This window comes from Niallia sp. FSL W8-0954 (assembly GCF_038005605.1).
Taxonomy (GTDB): domain Bacteria; phylum Bacillota; class Bacilli; order Bacillales; family Cytobacillaceae; genus Niallia; species Niallia circulans_A.
Window position 1 is genome coordinate 4,309,510 of the sequence record NZ_JBBOTN010000001.1, and the last position, 20,887, is coordinate 4,330,396.

Below are 20,887 nucleotides of genomic sequence, written 5' to 3' on the forward strand. Positions count from 1 at the left end.
ACTGTTTTATTTCCTTATTTATTCTGCATGGCACTTACTCTCTCATCTATTTTCAAAAATGGCAGATACATAAATACTGTTATGATGATTATTAATAATTGTAATATAGATGCTCGCCAGTCACCTCCTGTAGCTAGGAATCCTGAAATAATCGGTGGCGTAGTCCATGGGGTTTGAACAACCACGTGATTTATTAAACCTACAGCTGTCGCAAAATAGGCAACTGATAAAGAAAAAATTGGAGCAAGAACAAATGGAATGATTAACATTGGGTTAAATACAATTGGTAGCCCAAATATAATTGGTTCACTAATATTAAAGATAGAAGGTGTTAAGGACATTTTCGATATATCTCTATAATCCTTACGTCTACTAAAAATAAAAATGGCAATTAACAATGAAATCGTATTTCCCGATCCCCCCATAACAGCGAAGGTATCTTTAAAAGCCATATTAATTATATGGGGTATCTCTTGATGATTAGCGTATGCTAACATATTATCTTGCATGTTTTGTAATAAAAAAGGATCCAAAAGTGCTCCAGAAATAACTGCCTGATGGATACCGAATCCAAAAAATAAATTAGCGATAGAAGTAATTAATAAGAACCCTGGTAAACTGGTTGTCACATAGCTTAACGGCTTAGTAATAATGGTGGATATTAAAGTATTAAAATCCATATTAAATAATTGATTTAATAAAAAGGATGCAACTGCAAAGATGATAACATTCACCATAATTGGAATTAACACATTAAAAGATTTAATAACTGCCGGTGGTATATTTCCACTGATATTGATTTGCATTTTTTTATTTGAAGATAATTTTATAAATAAATCGGTTGCAAGCAGCCCTACGATAATTCCAACAAACATCCCTGATGCGCTTGTATAACTTACAGGAATCACATTAGAAACAAGAAAGCTTTCGGTTGATCCTTCTGGTGAAAAAGTCGTTGTCAATGGTGTAACTACTATCATTGTAGAAAGTACAACTAAGATTGGAGCTATTACATTTTTATATCCCCTATTTACACATAGATGATAAGAAATGGCAACAGCTACTAAAAGTGTCATGATATTCAGTGTACCGTTAGCAATGGATACCCCAATAGATTGCCAAGTTGTTAAAGTATCAGGATTAACCAAATTTCCCATAAAACCAGTTGGCTCTAAAATAACATAATTAATTAGAGTCATAAATCCAGCTAGTATCATAAATGGCATAATCGATGCAAAGGCATCACGCAAACTTCTTAGATGAATCTGCGCTCCTAATTTTTGTGCAACAAAAGCAAACCGATCTGCAATACCTTGCTTTGTTGAGTTATTCATGATCTATCCACCCTTTTTATTTTATTTATCCTAATTTACTCGTTTCGTACTCAAATCCGTTGTCCTTGCTCATTTTTTTATAAAATTCTCCACTTTTCTTGATTGTTCTTTCTTGTGTCTCTAAATTAAGAGAAACTAGTCCATATCGATTTTTATAAGCATTAATCCATGACCAGCAATCAATAAATGTCCATAAATGATATCCTTTGATATGGCAGCCTGCTTGAATGGCTTTATGGACATAGGCGAGATGATCTTTAATAAACTCAATTCGATACTCATCGATAATTTGTCCATGCTCATTAAGAAATCGTTCTTCATTCGCTACCCCCATACCATTTTCAGATATAAAAGCTTCTATATTACCGTAATTATCTCTAATGTCTATACATAGATCATAGATACCCTTTTCATAAATTTCCCATCCGCGGTACACATTCATTTTTTTCCCTGGCATATTATGAAGTTCAAAAAACCATTCGGGTAAAAAAGGGCTTTTTTTATTAATTTCTGTCAGGCGTGCCTTCACTCTTCTTGGTTCATAATAATTCAACCCTAAAATTTGAGAAGTATTTTCCGCAATTACTTTTAAATCGTTCTCTTCATATAAAGGCATCTGGTTATATTCCTGCAATATTTTTACCAATTTCTTTGGAAATGTTCCTTTAACCATGGGGTCTAAAAAGCTTCTTGTATAAAAGGCATCCGCAATTTCAGCTGCTTCTACATCAAACTCATTTTGGCTTCTCGGATAAGTTGGACTTAAGTTTAATATTACTCCTATCTTAGAAGGCAGTTGCTTTTCCTTAAAAGATTGAATAGCCTTCGCATGTGCCAATATAGTATTAAATGCTGCCTGTGCGCCACGCTTGAAATCTACTAAATTTGGATAATGAAAATCTTCTAAATAACTTCCTAAAATTGGTCCTAACGGCTCATTAAAGGTGAACCAATGATAAACCAAATCACCAAACTCTTCAAAACAAGCAGCTGCATAATTTACATATGCTTCAACCACTTCACGTGATTCCCATCCTCCCTTTTCTTGAAGTACATACGGCATATCAAAATGATAAAGATTAGCAAAAGGTTTGATACCGTTTTCATTCATTTCAGTCAAAAGGTTTCGATAGAAAGAAATAGCCTTTGGATTTCTTTCTCCTACTCCACCATCTGGAAACATCCTTGCCCATGAGATGGAAATACGGAAAGAATTATGCCCTGTTTCCTTCATTAATTGAATATCTTCCTTGTATCGATTTATATGATCAGTTGTTACTTCAGGTCCAATCCCCTGATAAAAACGTGATGGTTCCGTTTTAAACCAATGTTCCCAAACTGTTTCAGCTTTTCCTGTATTACCTCTACCTTCTGCTTGCTCAGCTGACCAAGCCGTTCCCCACCAAAAACCACTCGGAAACGTTAACATTTCTTTCATAATAAATGCCTCCCTCTTTCCTTTACGAACAAACTATAACACTCTTTTTAATATAAGTAAATACTTTTAATGAAAAGTATATATCTTTTGTGATTTATATACTTGTTTTTAACTGTATGGTATACTTATTATGAAAACCGTTATAAAATGGAGGATTTAACTTGAGTCAGTTACCTAAATATATGGAAATATATACAGATATTAGAGATATGATAAATAATAACGAATATGAAATAAATGAAAAGTTACCTGACGGGGATACGCTTGCTGATTATTACCAATGCAGTAAACTGACAGTAAAAAAAGCATTAGATATTCTTGTAAAAGAAGGAATGGTTGTTAGACGTAGAGGTTCCGGAACTTATGTAAAAGGGGTTTCTACTAATGGAGGAGCTATTGCATTAGGTCCATCAGAAGGTTTATCTAACATTGTTGGAAAAGAAAATATTTCCTCAAAAATCATTCTTTTTTCGATCGAAAAACCGTCCTTAGAAATTGCCAAAAAACTTGAGATTGATGACGAATATATTTATCGAATTATTCGAACACGGCATATTAATAATAAGCCTTATTCGCTGGAACATACTTACATGCCTTTATCTATTATTACTGGACTAGAGCCAAAACATCTAGAAGGATCCATCTATAATTATATACGCGAGGAATTAAAGCTGAAAACGCATAGCACCCATGTCTGGATTAGAGGAGACAAAGCAAATAGTGAAGATACTTCTTTACTAAAGATTCCAGACAACTCCTTCATGATGGAAATCGAAAAATTAGCTCAGTTAGAAGATGGAAGAATATTCGAATACTCCATCACACGCCATCTGCACGAGAGTTTTGTTTTTGAAACAGTTTTTGTTCATAACTAAGTAGGAAATAAGAGGGCAGGTGTGGAGTATCCCAAATCAGAAGGAAATTTCCAATCTTTACCCATTTAACCAGAACTGAGGACTATATTCATTAATAAAATAATAAAATAGTTTATATCCATTTTATTAATGAATAAGGGAGAAGAAAAAAATGGGAATAGTGAATGGAAAGACATATTTATCACGAATCAGCAGTTTATCTACAGAAATTTGGTTAGATGGGGAAAAAGTCCAGGATCTCTCTAACCATCCTGCTTTTAAAGGGATACTACATTCAAAAGCTTCTCTTTATGATTTACAATGTCAGCCTAACTTAAAGGAGGAAATGACTTTCTTGTCCCCATTATCTGGGGACTCTATAGGTATGTCATACTTACAGCCAAAGACAAAAGAGGATTTGCGAAAAAGAAGAAGGATGATCGAACGGTGGGCTAAGGAAACAGCAGGAATGATGGGACGGAGCCCAGATTATTTAAATACAGTAATCATGAGTTTTGCCACTTCTGCTTCCCTTTTAGAAGGAAAGGAAAATTGTTATCCAAAACATATCCAATCCTTATACGAATCGGCAAGAGAAAAGGATCTTAGTTTTACCCATACTTTTATAACTCCTCAAGTTAATCGCTCGAGTATGTATCTAGAGTATTCCAACGAGCCAATCTCTGCCCAAATAATCGAGAAAAATAATAAGGGGCTAATTATTAAAGGAGCGCGGCTCCTAGCCACACAGGGAGGCCTTACAGATGAACTTTTGGTTTTTGGGGCGCCCAGATTTGCAAAAGAGGAAGCATTTGCATTTGCAATACCTTCAGACACTAAAGGAGTAAAGTTTCTCTGCAGAGAGTCCTATGTAGGAGGAGAATCTACTATTGATTATCCATTAAGCTCACGATTCGAAGAAATGGATTCTATTGTTGTATTTGATAACGTCCTTGTTCCATGGGAACGTGTTTTTTTCCATGAAGATCTAGAAACCGCAAGTATGTTTTTAACTCAAAGCTCTTTTAATTCATTTGCTTATCATCAAGTTATTACTAGGCAAATTGTCAAAACAGAGTTTATTTTGGGCTTAGCGGAAAATATGATAAATACGATTGACGTAGGCGAATATCAACACATCCAAGAAAAGATGGCAGAAATCATTATTGGATTAGAAACGTTGAAAGCACTATTAGAAAAAGCAGAGAACGATGCTCTCTTAAATGACCAAGGATTTATGATTCCAAACAAAACCATCCTGCTAGTTGCTAGTAATATTTTCCCGAAAATTTATCCTCGTTTTTCCGAAATCCTTCAACTAATTGGCGCAAGCGGTTTAGTATCACTGCCAACAGAGAAAATGTTTCACTCAGAAGTTGGGAAAGATTTAAATCAATATCTTCAAGCAACGTGCAGATCTGCAGATGAGCGCAATAAAATCTTTCGATTAGCTTGGGATTTAACAATGAGCTCCTTCGGCACAAGACAGACACAATATGAAAGATATTTTTTTGGTGATCCTGTCCGTCTTTCTGGATTTTTATATAATAACTACCCTAAAAGTAATTATGTAGAGAGAATTAATGAATTTTTGACAGACTGAATTATCAACGGCTGCCCAAATGACTACATATGGGCAGCACTTCTGCATAAGGTTAATAACTAATGAGCGCCCTTCCCTTTTCCTCCCAAATTCAGCCGTCGCATTATTTTCGTCAATAAATCCTGGCATACTTTAACTCAGGAACAATAAAGGATTATTACAGATGGCAATCGAATATTAAATTTTTAAAAAAGGAGGAATAGAATCATGCAAAAGGTTATGGAGGGAATAAATTATTGGATAAAAAGATTACCAGAAGAATTCAACTCTATGTCTGAAAATAGTTCTTCTCATCGTCCCTTGCCAAACAAGTGGTCAAAAAAAGAAATTTTAGGGCATCTTTGTGATTCAGCGATAAATAATATAGAAAGGTTTATCAAAATTCAATATGAAGAACCGGTGTATGCTATTCAATCATATGGCCAAAATCATTGGGTTAAGATGCAAAATTATCAGGATAGACCACTTGATGAAATGATAAATCTTTTTCAAACACTCAACAAACAAATTATTCACATTGTAAAAAACATCCCAGTCGAAAAGCTTTCCAATCTTTGCGACATAGGAAATAATCAGCATAAAACACTAGAGTGGCTGATACAAGATTATCATGAGCATATGGAACACCATATTCACTCTCAAATCTTAATCGAAAAATCTTATTAAAAGAAAAGACACACATTAAAATCTGCTATATTTATAACCCCGTTCTCCTTTTAGAACGGGGTTATAAATAGGAAGTCAATCTAAAAAAGTCATATTGTCATTTTATCAATAGAAATCTTTTTACAAAGAATAATAATTACTTAAAGAAATAGGCTCTCCATTTTCATGAGAATCATTTGTAGCAAGGGTAGCAGCTAATGTTTGAACACCATTTTCATAGGATGACAGGATTAATTCTGGCTGATTGGCAGCAATCGCTTTAATGAAAGCTCGATCCTGGGCCTCATAATAATTCAACTTTGGTCGATACGTAGTAGTTGAAAATTCATCTGTAATCGTTATATTGGAACCGTTAAAAGCAACACGGAAATTCTTCCCTAAAATTTCTAGACCCATCCGGTGATCTGGTTGTATAAAAGAGCAGCCTAATTGGCCGATTGCCCCGTTCCTTAAAGTGAAATTGACCGAAGTGACATCTGGTATATCAATATGAGGAATATCCTTTGAAACCAATAGATTCATATTTGCATAGATTTTATCTATATCTCCTGCTAAATAGCGAATTAAATCCAAAATATGTGTGGCTTGTTCTACTAATTGTCCACCTGATTTGGATTGTTCCCGATACCATGGAGTTGGAACAAATTTTGTTAAATAATAGCTGTTAACCATCGCAATTTGTTTGCCTTGTAGATACTCTTTTGCTTTTGCCACTGTATCTAAGTACCGTAAACAGTATCCTGTAGCACAAATAATCCCAGAAGCTTTAATAACCGCAGATTTTCTCTTTACATTATCCAAATTTAATCCAACAGGTTTTTCTACCATAATATGAATGCCCTTTTTAGCAGCCTTTTCCTCGATATCTCCATGGGCAAATGGAGGGACACATATAAAAAGTGCATCCAATGCAGTCTCTTCCATCATCTTGTCTACATCTGTATATGCTGGAATTTGATATTTCTTCCCTACAGCTGTTGCTTGGTCTTCGGATATATCACATACCGCTGCCATTTCTGCCTGTTCAATCAAAGCAATATTCTTCAAATGTACGGATCCAATTCCCCCGACACCTATAAAGCCTACACGAACTTTTCTCATAGCGGACACTCCTCTAAGGACTAACCTTTTTCAGATTTAACACGACATCCAGATGCTTGGAGGTATCTTGGGCAAGATACTCTGGCCCAAATGCATAGGCTGGTATTTCAGCGGTTACTGTATCCTTATAGCCTATGTTCTTTAATGCTTGGTACACTTTTTCCCAATTTACATCCCCAGCTAATAATGGAACAAAGCCAGTAATATTCCCAACGTTCAATTTAAAATCCTTAACATGAACTTTTCGGATTCGCTCTCCTAATATGGAAATCCATTGTTCTGGATAGCCATATTGTAATGCATTGCCGACATCATAATAAGCACCAATATAATCGGAATGGAACTCATCAATATACCTGGCCATTTCGAGTGGAGATAGCAAAAATTTATTCCATACGTTTTCGATTCCCACATGAATATTGTGTTTTTCAGCTAATGGCAGAACTTTTCTTAACTCATCTTGACTGCGCCTATAACAATCAAGGTAAGACGTTTCTTCATTAACTACCCCTGGGACAACTAAAACAGTGTCTGCCCCAATATATCCGGCTAATTCTATTTGTTTTTCAATAACTTTTCTCCCTTGTTCCCGTACCTTTTCATCATAATGAGAAAGAGGGAACTTCCATAATAGATTCGTAGAAATACTGCTTAAGCGTAAACGATAATGCTCTGCCATTTTCCGAATTCGTTTTGCTTCTTCTCTAGACGTATTCATCGTAAGCCCAATGCCATCTATACTTACATTAAGCTCTATTGCATCAAAGCCTGCATCACGACTGTACTTAAATACCATCTCTAATGGTGTATCATCGGGATAACACCACTGATTAATCCCCTTTAGCATCTTTATTCCTCCCTAAATAGCATCCCTGCATAGAGCTATCTCTATTGATTATTCGATTCAATTTTTTCTATCAAAACAGGCCTTTTGCTTTGCGCAGATTCATAGCCTGCCAGAGCAACCTCCATTGCTTTTAGACCATCTTCTCCTGTTATAGTAGGTGCAATTCCCTTTTGCACATTTGTAACAAAGTCTTCTACAAGAGCTTGGTTCATATCATCTCCCCAATAATCCCATTTTGCTCCCTCTGCACTGTACAGCTCACTTTTCTGCGCAAAGGCATCTACTGACAATGTTCCTTTCGTCCCGATTATTTCTAATGTAACGTCTCCCCATGTTGGGAATGTCTTATTTCTTGACCAGCTACAATCAATTGAAGCAAACACATTGTTTTCAAATTCCATTGTTACGATCCCACAATCATCTATCTCATAATCAGAAAAGAGATTATCTACTTCTGCATATACTTCTTTCACATCTGAATTCATATACCATCGCATAATATCCACAAGGTGAACTGTATGATCCATTACGGCGCCGCCGCCTGATTTTTCTTTGTCTACAAACCAGCCGCCCGGGTTAGTGCCGCGATTCGTTCCTTTTATAGCAATAATACTGCCAAGTTCTCCTGTCTCGATAATGTGTTTCGCTTTTACTATTGGTGTACTAAAGCGTACAGGAAAAGCAATTTGTAGGAATACATTATTTTCTTTGCAAACTTCCATCATTTCCAATGCATCCTTCCTATTTGTCGCAATCGGCTTTTCGCATAAAACATGTTTTCCTTTCTTCGCTGCTGCAAGCACATGTTCATGATGCTTATAATTTTCGGAAGTAATGATGACAGCATCTATATCTTGGTCTAAAAGATCTTCATAGTTTGAATAGTAATTGGTACTGTATTTCTTCGCTACTTCTGCACCGCGAATCTCCTGGTCATCTGCGATTCCTACTAACTCTACTCCTTTGCTTTTCTTTAATGCCTCTGCATAGGCGTACGCATGACCATGAGCAAAACTAATAATTCCTACTCTCATCGTTTTACCTCCATTTCTTGTTTACGCAATTCTACTACTTTTCCTTCCTTTAATGACTCAATAGCAGCTAACGCAATTTCCATTGCTTTATAAGCATCTAGAGGAGTCACTATCGGCTCCTCCTTATTCTTGATACATGAAATAAAATGTTTTAATTCTGTTATATATGGATTTTCTTTTAATGGACTTTCGGGCACCGCGACTCCAGCTGAACCTGTATTATTGTGATTAATGCCTTTTACAAGCGGAGTTGCTTTCGAGCTATCATAGTGAATAACCCCTTCTTTTCCAGCTATTTCAAATTTTGTTGCAAAATTTTGGTGAGCCCAAGTTCCTTCCAAATGAGCAATTACTCCACTTTCAAAGCGCAATGTTACTAATGCATAGTCTAATTTTGCCATCGCTCTTCCTTGGGCACTTTTGGCATAGACTCGCTCTACCTCACCGAAGCACCAGCGTAGATAATCAAAATCATGAATCATTAAGTCGAGCACTAATCCACCACTGCTGTGATAGTCTGCATACCAATCTCTAGAAGCAGATGGGAATCCGCCTCCTCTTTTCGTATTTACAACACCTGGCTTGCCAATTTTCCCTTCTTCTATCATTTGCTTTGCACGCTGGTATTCCGGGAAAAAACGCACGACATGACCTACAAAAAGCTTCACGCCCTTTTTCTTGCAATAGTCGATCATTTCTTTAGCATCCTTTAAATTGCGAGCCAATGGTTTCTCACAAACAACTTGAAAACAATCATCTGCTACTTTTTTGACATATTCCTTATGAAATGGAGTGGGAACACAAACGGACACAACATCAACAGCACCAAGGCTTTCAATCGCTTCCTCATAGCTTGCAAATGCTTGAGCTCCTAATTTCCGTGCCAATTCTTCCGCTTTTTCTAAGGTTCTGTCCACAATTCCAACTAATTGAACATCATCCATGGTTGAATAGGCGAAGGAATGAGTACTCCCCATCGTTCCGGCGCCAATAACTAATGCTTTTAACATATACACACACTCCCTATTCTATTTATCAATTCTTTCTCTTTCTAAATATCTATCTTCTAACCCCTCCAAGTGCAATCCCTGCCAGTAAATGCTTTTGCAGAAAAATAAACATTAACAGCATGGGAATCGTGGACAAGACAGCACCAGCCATTAACAGCGGATAATCTGTAGAATATTGTCCTGAGAAAGTGGAAATCCCAACAGACAATACTCTCATTGACTCAGAGTTTGTCATAACAAGCGGCCATAAGAAATCATTCCATGCAGCGAGAATCGTAAAGATTCCTAAAGCAGTAAGGGCGGGTGTCGAATTTGGTAAAATAATTCTCCAATAGATTCCAAAGTACGAACAACCATCAATTTTAGCTGCTTCATCCAACTCTTTTGGAATGCCCATAAAGAATTGGCGCAGCAAAAAGGTACCATAGGCACTAAAAACGCCTGGAACAATCAAAGCAAAGAATGTGTCAATCCAGCCCAGCTGTGTTAATGTTGCATAATTTGGTATTAAAATTACTTGAGCGGGTACCATAAGCACGGACAGCATTAAAATAAAGAGAACATTTTTCCCAGGAAAATTTAAACGTGCAAAAGCAAATGCAGCTAAAGAACATAAAACAAGTTGACCAATCGTTCTACCTAAAGTGAGAATAATCGTATTCAGATAGTATTTTAAAAAATCCACAGCTTCAAAGACGTTCCCATAATTCTCGAAATGCCATTCCTTAGGGATAATCGTCGGCGGAACTTGCATGGATTCTCCAAAGGATTTCAGAGAGGTAGAAATCATCCAGAGAAATGGCACAATCATGATAAAAGCTCCGATAATGAGCAGTAAATGTCTAGAAACCCGCTTCAAGTAAATCCCCCCTTATTAAGAATCGTAATAAACCCATTTCTTTTGGAAAATAAATTGAATAATGGTCATCAATAGAATGGCAAGAAACAAGATAAATGCTTGGGCAGAAGCAATACCCATTTCACCATACTTAAAGCCTGATTCATAAACGCCATACACAATCGTACGCAGTGGTTCTAATAGCGCTGTACTATTACCAATCATGACAAATAATAAGTCGAATACTTGTAAGGAACTAATCATTCCTGTTATAAAAACAAAGAAAATAGTAGGTGTTAATAGCGGTAAGGTAATACTAAAAAACTTCCGAATCCTTGAAGCACCGTCAATGTCGGCCGCTTCATAATACGTCTTTTCTATTCCCTGAAGTCCCGCTAAGATTAAAATGATATTATTGCCGACACTCATCCATATGTAGACGATAATAACGGATATTAAAGAAATCTTCGGGTCAAATAACCACGATGGCTGCGGAAGATGAAAGATACCTAGAATGTAGTTAATTAAGCCATAATCGGTGTTATATAGCCATTTCCATACCATCCCAACTGCGACCGGCATCGTAACTACTGGCAAGAAATACAAGGTACGATAAAAGATAATGCCTTTTATTTTTTGATTCAGCATGACTGCTATAAATATCGCAATAATGACAGTAAATGGAACGGAAACAAAGGTAAATACTGCTGTATTAACAATCGAACGAAGAAAGGAAGAATCAGTAAATAATTGGATCAAATTTTCTAACCCGACATATTCTGGCATGGAAATACCATTCCATTTTGTAAAGGACAAAGCAAATGAGGCAAGTGCAGGAAAAATATAAAACATAAATAGCCCTATCATGGTGGGAGCAATAAATAAATAAGCAGCAATAGCTTCACGATTGAATTTCTTTTTCTTTCTCTTTCTTGCCACAGTCTCTGGACTCTTTTTATTCACTACCATCGTTTCCAATCGTATCTCTCCCTTCTTTCTTGATTTTTTTCATCCCTTCCCTTTCCATTTGGAATCAATGAAAAGGGAAATTACATTAAAAACCAGCTTAATCCTTCTGTTCTTCTTCCAAAATCGCATTCATTTCTGCAGCAATTTTCTCCAAAGCTTCATCAATCGATTTTTGTCCTAAGAAGGCACCTTGGATTTCCGTTGTTTCAATATTTTGCCATTCTGATGTTTTTTCGGAAACTGGATAAGGGACTGCTTTTTCAAGCGCATCTAAGAATATTTGTAATTCGACATTTGGCAGAGAATCTAACCAAACCTTACTAATTTCCATATGGGCTGGTGTAGCAAATCCTGTCTTAGCCATCACCGTTGTTCCTTCTTTATTAGATAAGCTTTTAATTAGTTCCCAAGCTAATTCTTCATTTTTTGTTTTGCTATTCATTGCCCATCCAATACCATGGACAATGGATGTATCTACTTTTCCTTTCGGCAGGGGCGCTACCCCTAAATCCTCTCCAAGAACCTCTTCATACTCCGCTGCATGAACAGAAATTTCTGGAGTCATGGCCACCTTCTGGGACATGAACCACTGATCTGCATCTGTTTCGATTTGTGCCTTCACGGTCGGAGAAATCTTCTTTTCAATTAATCTATTCAAAAATGCAAATGCTTCTTTTGCTTCTGGTGTGTCAAATCCAGACTTTGTTTTGTCTTCACTAATGACATAACCACCTGCTTGATGCATTAAGTTATAGTAGCCTGATTGATTTCGCACAACTTGATTTAAATAGCCATAGACTCCTTCATCTGGTTTTGTAAGCTTTTCGCCAACTGCCTCTATGTCTTCCCAAGTCCACGTTTCATCAGGGTAATCTACGCCTGCTTCATCAAACAATCTTTTGTTGTAAAATAGGCCAATAGAATCGACAAAATATGGAGCAGCATATAGTTTATCTTCATAGGAATAAAGATCCACAACGGCTGGATAATAATTTTCCTTGGCGAATTCTTCGTCTCCTTGAAGAAATGGTTCTAAATCTTTAATCAAATCAGAAGTTACATATTGGTAAAAGTTAGGTCCATTCATCCAAAAAACATCAGGGCCACTGCCACCGCCCAGACTTGTTCGCAACTTTGTCCAGTACTCCGCAAACGGGGTATAGGTAACTTTTACATTCACATCAGGATGTTCTTTTTTGAACGACTCAATCGATGCATCAACTGCATCACTAACATTTTCATCCCATAATGCAACTTCAATCGTTTTCTTTCCATCACCCGATGACTTCCCGCTACATGCCACAAGCATGATGGAGATCAACACAAAGATACAAAGGCTTAATAACTTTTTCATAATCCCCCTCCACTTTCCCTTTAGTAATGATTGAATATTCTTTAAATCACCTATCCACTCTTTATAATTGAAAACGAAATTTTCCTTGAAGAATAACCGCTGCCGCTCCCAATAAGTCAAAATCCGACCCCAAAGAAGTACTTTGAATGTTTATGTCCTCTTTTAATATAGGAATCACCATTTCAGATAATTTCTCTCTTATCTTTTTGATAAATAAGGGATTATCCTGTACCACTTCACCACTTATTATGATTATTTCGGGATTTAGTAAGTGAATCGTATTAGAAATCGCAATCGCTAAATAACTGATAATTTCATCAAGAATTTCGATACTTAACTTATCATTCCGTTTAATTGCATCAATAAAAATTTCAGGGGTAAGTTTTCGGATGTCATTTTCAATTAAATTTTTTATTAACGTATCACGCCCTTTAGTTAGGATGGAGGAAACTATATTAGAATAAATAGCTGGCCAGTTTACATAGTTTTCTAGACAGCCATTGTTTCCACATTCACACTTTGAACCACCTGGGACAACAGTTGTATGCCCAATTTCTCCAGAGCTTCCTTTGAATCCACGATAGATGGTCCCATTAATCATCAAACCGGAGCCTACACCATCTCCTATAGTGAGATACATGATATCTTTATAGCTGTTAAAAGAACCGAAATAATATTCTCCCACCGCAAATGCATTTACATCATTATCTAAAAAGGTTGGTAAGTTAAATTTTTCTTCTATCAATTCTGTTAGCGGAACATCATAAAGCTTAAGTTTGGTGTTATAACCAATCATCCCGTTGTTGGAATCTACAATTCCAGGAGTTATGATGGAAATCCCTTCGCAAAACTCTAATCGGTCATTCCCTGCCACAAACTGTTCCAATAAGTCTATCAAAAGCAAAATAATCTCATTACCTTGAAGCTGATTTACTGGATGAACGTTCTTCCTTAATATTTTTCCTTCTAAGTCCATATCAGCCATCTTAATATAAGAATTAGTGATAGATACCGCTATAATGGAATGCTTACTCGGGTTAAAGCGAAGCAATACCGGCTTTCGCCCGCCACTGGAATGACCAACACCATCTTCAATTACCATGCCTTTACGAATTAAATCATTGACAGCTGATGTAACGGTAGTAGGGCTTATTTTTATTTCTTTTGCAACCTGACTTCTTGAAATCGGTCCTTTTTTTCGGATTGTATCTAAAATAATGGATCGATTTAATTCTTGTATGAGCTTTAAATCCCCTGTTCTTTGCACAAATGAAATCCTCTCCCTCTACTTACTTTTACCAATGACTTTAAAAAGAAATGAAAATTCTACTTGAAATGAAATATAAATTAGTTCGACTAGGATGAGTATTATAGGAAATGAATGGGGGATCGTGGTGTATGGAAGATTCTATCAACTTACTTTTTCTAGTGTCGTTATTAAGTATAGAAAAATAAACAGATCTGTTGTAAATATGTTTTTCATAACCATCCAAATAATTGTTTTTATTTCTTTAGCCTCCTTTTATAACCGTTAGATTTTAATCATAGAACGAAATAAGTAAGGGAGCTGAAAGGTAAATATTCGTGAAGATAGTGTAGATAATTCCAATATATTATTATCATAATGAAAATAGTACATTTTATAGTTAAAGAGCGATAGTCTTAGTAAATAGATTCTACCGCTCTTTATTTTTATTAATAAATGATTATTAGAATTCCCTGTAGTTAAACCATAAATAGGAATAAATGGAACTAGATCCTATATTTCTCTACGTATTCTTCTCCAGTAAGCAACTACCATTCCTCCAATTAATAACACTAATCCTACCAGCATAATTGTATAATTTTCTGTAGCTGTATTTGGGAGTATGGTGGACTGATTATTTTTTGGTTCACTTTGATTGATAACGCTTGGATTTGGCTGTGTTGGCTTTTCGCTTCCTCCATCATTTCCTCCTAGATTCGGCTCCGTCGGCTTCTCGCTTCCTCCATCATCTCCTCCTGGATTCGGCTCCGTTGGCTTCTCGCTTCCTCCATCATCTCCTCCTGGATTCGGCTCCGTCGGCTTCTCGCTTCCTCCATCATCTCCTCCTGGATTCGGCTCCGTTGGCTCTTCGCTTCCTCCATCATCTCCTCCTGGATTCGGCTCCGTTGGCTTCTCGCTTCCTCCATCACCTGGTTCTGTTGGAGTTTCTGGTGTCGGCTGTCCTTTGGCAAAAGACCAAATATCAGAAGTTACTGATCCTGTATAATCATCAGAAGCTACTACGTACCAATCATATACTTGCCCTTCTTTTAGATTCTTCCATGCTATTTCTGCAATCTCGCCGCTTGCTACATTTTCTTGCTTGCCGATTTCTTCCTTTGTATAAACATTTACTGCAAAGTAATCCGTAGCAACTTGTTTCTCTTGGACTGTTAAATCTAAATCAATAGCCAATTCATCTTTCAATGGATACTCTATTGGGTCATAGAAATTATAATCATCTAAATATGGTGAATACGTATTAATAAGAATTCTATTATTCTTTTGATCAAAATGAAGTAGTTTCATATAGCCTTGCCCGCCTTCTGGACCACCTTGATAGTCGCCAAGCATTTGGTAGACTTTTCTATCGACTTTCCCGTCCTGATCATCATCCACTTCACTGATTAATGTCTCCGAATCATGATAATGTCCACTTAATACAAGAAAGACATTTTCATTCTTCTCTACTACCTTCTGGAAAATTTCTTCCCCAATAGGGCTTCTATTTCCGGAAACTAATAAGTATTCATGAAAATTAAGAATGGCTTTACGATCTGGATATTGTTTTAGTACATCATTTATCCATTTCATATCCTCGTCGTTTACTCCCCAGCCCATATATACCATGATAAAATCATTTCCACCCGCAGAAATCAAATCATAATGACCACGATTATTCTTGTAAGATTCTCCGTAAAATGGCTTATCTTTAAAGCGATCTTCTCCGAACCATTTAGAGAATTCTTTGTAGTCATTAGATAATTGGTTAACATCATGGTTTCCGGCAAGCACGCCATATGGAATTTTGTTTTCTTCTAACGTTCTCATATATTCATCGGCATACACCCATTGTTTCTCATCATCAAACTCGTCGACAACATCACCAGTATGCATGACATATTTAATTTTCATCTCTTCTTGTTTTTCCGCAATCCATTCTGTTTGTCGCTTATAAATATATGGATAGCTCTCTGCATAATATTGCGTATCCGACATCCAAACAAATGTATAATCATATTCATCTGGTGTGCTTGGAATTTCATCTTGAATTAACACATTAACTTTATTCGTCTTATCAGCAAATGCCCTTACATCGACGTCTGCTTTTAATGTGAAATCTTCTGATCCAGCAATTTTATATGTTAGCAGCTTCCATTTATTTTCTTGCATGCTCCAAGCATACATGGAGACCTTTCTTCCTTGCAGTGATTTTCCGTTCCACACTAGCTCCACTTTATCTTGATTACTAATAGAAGGATCAAGCGCTACTTCAAAGCGATGATAAGGGAATTTAGTACTTGAATTCGTTGTTAGATACTTTCCGTCTAAGGAAGAAATCGCCGAAACATCCTTAGCAGTTAATGCCTTTTCCCCTGCTGGTGCCAGCTCAACTGGTGGTTCTGTGTCACTAGCATTTTCAAATGATTTTACTTTACTATCCGATGCTTCATATTTATATCCTTTATAATACGTAACATCCATCGAATCATTTGTTGGATCCGTTACCTTTACCTTCAACTTCGGATCTCCATCGACGGGTGCTGCTGTGTTATTAGCTGGCGCTATTAATTCTGGCTTATTTGGATTTTCATTTGAAACAGAGAAGGAAATATCTGCTTCTGCTTTATTGCCCGCCTTATCTATTGCGACCATTTTTAAGGTATGCTTGCCTGGAGCAAGCTTGGAAGAAGCCGTATCAAATGGTACCTTAATCTCTTCCTCATCAAGGGTTACTTCCAGTGATTCTACACCAGCAATTGCATCTACTGCACTCGCTTCAATGGTAAAGACACCTTTATATTCTTTCTCAGCTTCTATATTTGTTTTGATTACTGGGGCAGTATTATCTACTTTTATAGTAGCAGTTGTTTCCCTTTCACTATCTGTAGCTTTAATGCTGTAAGCTCCATCAGAAACAGTCGTCGTATCCCAAACATAGGTTTTTGCTTTTGACTGCTCTTCTGTTATCGTAAAAGTAAAATCTTCAAATGGACGATACGTGCCATCATCCCCCATATCAAATACTTGAGAAGGATCGGCCTTTTGTGGATCTCTAATGACCGTACCATCAGCTAAAATTAACCTTACATTCCTTAGATTATAATCATCTCTATTTTCTTCACTTTCTTCTAATTGGAATGGAGAAGCCTTATTCCCCGAGCGAACGGTAATAATATTTTCTCCGACGGCTAATTTATTTGGGTCAATCGGAATCGTAAACGTTTTCCAATCAGAATTATTATCCTTATCCAAAAGGTGGATTATTTCCTCTCCCATTGTAATAGCATTTTTGAAATACATATTCAAACCGCTAATATCAACAGCAAGATAAGCTTGTGTCTCTAATGTGCTGTAGGTGCTTTCCTCTACTTTTTTTCCATCAATAAAAAGTTCTACATCCCTAGCGGCTGTTTCTTTGGATGCTGCTTTTAAGATTGCTTTTCCAGTTAAAATATCATCATCTTTAACATTTAAATAGATAGGTGCATTGTTTATTTCATTTTTAATAGTAATGACATATTTTTCGGATGTTACCTCATTTTGCCCATCTGTGGCAACGAAATAATATTCGATTTTCTCTTTCGCAATAAAGTTAGCTGCAGATAGAATAGTGGCATAATATTCGCTGTCGCTCGCATCTACTGTTAATAATATTTTTTCATAATCTGTTTGATCATTCGTACGATAATACAAAAGCACAGATTTAATTCCCTTGTCATCGGTTGCTTTTGCTCGAATGGTTAAATCATTCATCTGCTGAATTTCTTGAACATTCGTAGCGTTGATGAGAGTTGGCGGAACCGTATCATCCTCTACATGAACTGGCTCGTTCGGCACTTGTGACGGTTCTATGGAGCCAGGAGTTCCTAGTTTTGTTTTCGAACTAATTTTGACTGATTGCGTGGAGCCATCCTCCGGGAATTTATAAAGAACGCCCATATTCATTGCCGTATCTAATTGCGCTGCCTCATCATTATAATAAGCAACATTTATCTCTTCTTTTGTATTCGTGGCAATTACTAGACCACGCATACTTCCATTGGCCATGCCATCACTTTTAATACGAACAATATCTTTATTTTCGACAAGGTTTGTGCCATAATTCGCATTAAAATCAGCTACTGTTTTATCCCCATTTTGAGAATTAATCACCCAGAAGACAAGAGTGCCTTGCGGTTCGATTATCGTATCATCTGGTACAGATGGCCAGACAACATCTGTATTAGGATCTGCATTATAGCGATATTGAATTTTATAATCCTTGAAGTTTATTGCCTTATCGGTATTATTATAGATTTCTATGTACTCATAGCCATCTGCAGTCCCGACATTAGCACTATCAGGCACTATTTCTGTAATAAGCAATTTAGGAACTTTGGTAAAATCAATATCCGTTTTCTCCACCGAAATTGTATATTCTTCGGTTTTGCTTTCGTTGATTCCATCACTAGCTACCAGATAATAAATAATGTCTCCATCTATATCTGCTGCTGGTATAGTTGCTGAGTATTTCCCTTGCGTATCCTTTAAAAGAGATACAGATTTAAAATTTTCATCCGGTGCTTTTTTATAATGTAAAGTCACAATTGGATTTGCTGTCTCATTATCCGTTACCTTTGCTTCTACTGTAACGGCCGTAAATGCTTTTGCTGTTTTCATTGCCTGATGAGAAATGGCCGGTGGTTCCGTATCTTTCGGAACATCAGGTAGATCCACTATCTTAGTTGGAATTTGGTCTGCTTCTATTTTCCCAGGTGTAGGATCTGCTAATACTTTATACTTAACCATTTCCGTTCCCGTTTGAGGAAATTGATAATGAATCACTTTGCCATTATTATCATTTTCAGAACCTAAATAACTAGCTGAGATCGTGATATTCCCTTCGGCATCTTTGATTTCAAGAGCACGATTACCACCATTAGCGAAACCAGGGAATGTTTGATCTGTAAACATTACTACTTCGTTACTTGTAAGATTTGTCCCATACTCTTTATTAAAATCAGCTAATGTTTTATTTCCGTTATTAAACCAGAATACAAGCCTCTCTTTTGATTTTATTTCAGTTGCTGGTAATGGAAATAGAATCGGCTCTCTCGAATTATCTGTATATACATAGTAGAAAGAGTAACTTGCTGTGTTCAATGTTTGGTTGGAATTATTATATAGCTCAAAGTATTCGTAATAATCTGTGCCTCCTCCCATTGAATTAGGAGCAAGTTCTGTAATTAAAAGAGGACGATCACTATATGTATCTTGCGCTGGTTCTTTTTCTGGTTCTTTTTCTAATTCGATTGTATATTCGGATGTTTTTGACATATTCATGCCGTCTGAAGCTTCCAGATAATAGACTACTTTGCCTAATGCAGCCTCTTTTGGTATGCTGGCTGTGAATTTTTGTGGTTGGGCCGAATCTTGTTTCATCTCTAATGCTTTTAATTCTGTATCTGTTTCACCTTGATAATACAAAGTAGCTGTTGGATTCTTTCTATCATCTACAATAGTGGCTTCGATAGAAATTGCCTCTCCTGCTTTCATGGTTGTTTTTGCTTCGTGCGTTATGACGGGAGCTTCTGTATCCTTAGTTACGGGATTCACTGGAACTTGCTCTGCTGGTACTTGTCCATCACTTAATGCACCTGGTGTTGGGGCAGCCTTAACTTCCTGCTTTACCATCTCTGTACCTTCTGTTGGAAAAGCATAATGAACATCTGCACCTGTATTATCCGTTTCACCTGGTAAATAGTTTGCTGACACTACTTCCTGCCCTGCAAGGTTTTTTATGAGGACACCTCGATTACCACCATTGGCAAAACCTGAAAAATCCCCTTTAATGGAAATTACTTGTTGTTCTGTTAATGAAGTGCTGAAATGTTTGTTGAAATCCTCTACTGAAAGTCCCTTGACATTAAACCAAAGAACAATGGTTTCTTGGGGTGCTAGTATTGCTTCTGGCATAGACATTATTTTATCTGCTGTATTACCGCCTATGTATTGGTAATAAAAATAATAGCTATTTAAGTCTATTGGCTGATTAGTGTTATTATAGACCTCAATAAATTCAAAGTTATCTGTCCCTTTCGAATCAGGAGCTAGCTCGGTAATAAGCAATGGCGGTAGTTTTTTGTAATCAAAAGATTCTTGTTTCTTCTCTGCTTTCTCCTGATTTTGATTCGTTTCATTTGTTATTTCCTCTTTTGCTGGTTCCTTCTCTTCCGTTTCTTGAGGTTTATCCTCTTCCTTTATTACTGATTCTTCCTTTTGTTCAGCAGTTGGTGCTGATTTCTTCTCTTTGGAAATAGATGAGGATTCATTTTCATGCTGATTCTTTTCCTCCGCTTTTTCTTCTTCGGCTATTTCGCCCTTCTCTTTGTCGGTTGTAGTTTCAGGTGCTTCTACCGTGTTATTTTCTGCTGTGTTTGGCGGATTCTCCTCTACTTTTTTACCAGTTGGTTCGGCCGCATACATCGTTAAACCAGGAAAAATAGGGAAATATGTAGAAAAGAAAAATACCCCCATAACAAAAATGACAAAAGCCCTCTTTGTTATCCTCTTTTTTAAAGTCACAAGCTCATTCCTCCCTTAAGGTGATT

The 20,887-nt window shown here is 36.6% G+C and carries 14 protein-coding genes; 3 read left to right on the forward strand and 11 right to left on the reverse strand.

Translation table 11 applies throughout. The annotated features are described in order from the left end of the window. Positions 1-14: 14 nt before the first annotated feature. Complete coding sequence (locus NX902_RS21055) at positions 15-1,334, reverse strand: PTS sugar transporter subunit IIC (RefSeq protein WP_095329759.1); 1,320 nt, start codon at positions 1,332-1,334, stop codon at positions 15-17. A 25-nt stretch (positions 1,335-1,359) separates the two neighbouring features. Then, positions 1,360-2,772, reverse strand: coding sequence for a glycoside hydrolase family 1 protein (locus NX902_RS21060; RefSeq protein WP_172859393.1), 1,413 nt, complete (start codon positions 2,770-2,772; stop codon positions 1,360-1,362). Between the two features lie 161 nt (positions 2,773-2,933). Between NX902_RS21060 and NX902_RS21065 the strand changes: the two genes are divergently transcribed. From NX902_RS21065 to NX902_RS21075, 3 genes are all read left to right on the forward strand, one after another. Beyond that, entirely contained in the window at positions 2,934-3,647 is a 714-nt protein-coding gene (locus NX902_RS21065; protein ID WP_172859394.1) for a GntR family transcriptional regulator, read from the forward strand. Between the two features lie 151 nt (positions 3,648-3,798). Then, positions 3,799-5,229: a 4-hydroxyphenylacetate 3-monooxygenase, oxygenase component gene (hpaB, locus tag NX902_RS21070; RefSeq protein WP_095329756.1), complete on the forward strand. Its 1,431-nt coding sequence runs from the start codon at positions 3,799-3,801 to the stop codon at positions 5,227-5,229. Positions 5,230-5,436: 207 nt separating this feature from the next. Continuing rightward, complete coding sequence (locus tag NX902_RS21075) at positions 5,437-5,895, forward strand: DinB family protein (RefSeq protein ID WP_163185397.1); 459 nt, start codon at positions 5,437-5,439, stop codon at positions 5,893-5,895. Between the two features lie 120 nt (positions 5,896-6,015). Here NX902_RS21075 and NX902_RS21080 read toward each other — a convergent pair whose 3' ends face one another. From NX902_RS21080 to NX902_RS21120, 9 genes are all read right to left on the reverse strand, one after another. Continuing rightward, on the reverse strand, positions 6,016-6,996 hold the full coding sequence (locus NX902_RS21080) for a Gfo/Idh/MocA family protein (protein WP_172859395.1): 981 nt from the start codon (positions 6,994-6,996) through the stop codon (positions 6,016-6,018). A gap of 13 nt (positions 6,997-7,009) precedes the next feature. Next, the gene (locus NX902_RS21085; RefSeq protein WP_095329753.1) at positions 7,010-7,843 is read right to left on the reverse strand and encodes a sugar phosphate isomerase/epimerase family protein; all 834 of its coding nucleotides are present in this window, start codon (positions 7,841-7,843) and stop codon (positions 7,010-7,012) included. A gap of 41 nt (positions 7,844-7,884) precedes the next feature. Then, complete coding sequence (locus tag NX902_RS21090) at positions 7,885-8,877, reverse strand: Gfo/Idh/MocA family protein (RefSeq protein WP_172859396.1); 993 nt, start codon at positions 8,875-8,877, stop codon at positions 7,885-7,887. After that, the gene (locus NX902_RS21095) at positions 8,874-9,887 is read right to left on the reverse strand and encodes a Gfo/Idh/MocA family protein (RefSeq protein ID WP_095329751.1); all 1,014 of its coding nucleotides are present in this window, start codon (positions 9,885-9,887) and stop codon (positions 8,874-8,876) included. The genes NX902_RS21090 and NX902_RS21095 overlap by 4 nt, the downstream gene beginning before the upstream one ends. 49 nt (positions 9,888-9,936) lie before the next feature. Then, positions 9,937-10,698 carry a carbohydrate ABC transporter permease gene (locus NX902_RS21100; RefSeq protein ID WP_095329812.1) on the reverse strand — a complete coding sequence of 254 codons (762 nt, stop codon included), beginning with the start codon at positions 10,696-10,698 and terminating at the stop codon, positions 9,937-9,939. 63 nt (positions 10,699-10,761) lie between these two features. After that, complete coding sequence (locus NX902_RS21105; protein WP_123260953.1) at positions 10,762-11,694, reverse strand: carbohydrate ABC transporter permease; 933 nt, start codon at positions 11,692-11,694, stop codon at positions 10,762-10,764. Positions 11,695-11,791: 97 nt separating this feature from the next. Continuing rightward, positions 11,792-13,048 carry an extracellular solute-binding protein gene (locus NX902_RS21110; protein ID WP_163185393.1) on the reverse strand — a complete coding sequence of 419 codons (1,257 nt, stop codon included), beginning with the start codon at positions 13,046-13,048 and terminating at the stop codon, positions 11,792-11,794. A gap of 61 nt (positions 13,049-13,109) precedes the next feature. Continuing rightward, positions 13,110-14,315: an ROK family transcriptional regulator gene (locus tag NX902_RS21115; RefSeq protein ID WP_095329749.1), complete on the reverse strand. Its 1,206-nt coding sequence runs from the start codon at positions 14,313-14,315 to the stop codon at positions 13,110-13,112. Positions 14,316-14,807: 492 nt separating this feature from the next. Continuing rightward, the gene (locus tag NX902_RS21120; protein ID WP_341160970.1) at positions 14,808-20,861 is read right to left on the reverse strand and encodes a lamin tail domain-containing protein; all 6,054 of its coding nucleotides are present in this window, start codon (positions 20,859-20,861) and stop codon (positions 14,808-14,810) included. Positions 20,862-20,887: the final 26 nt, after the last annotated feature.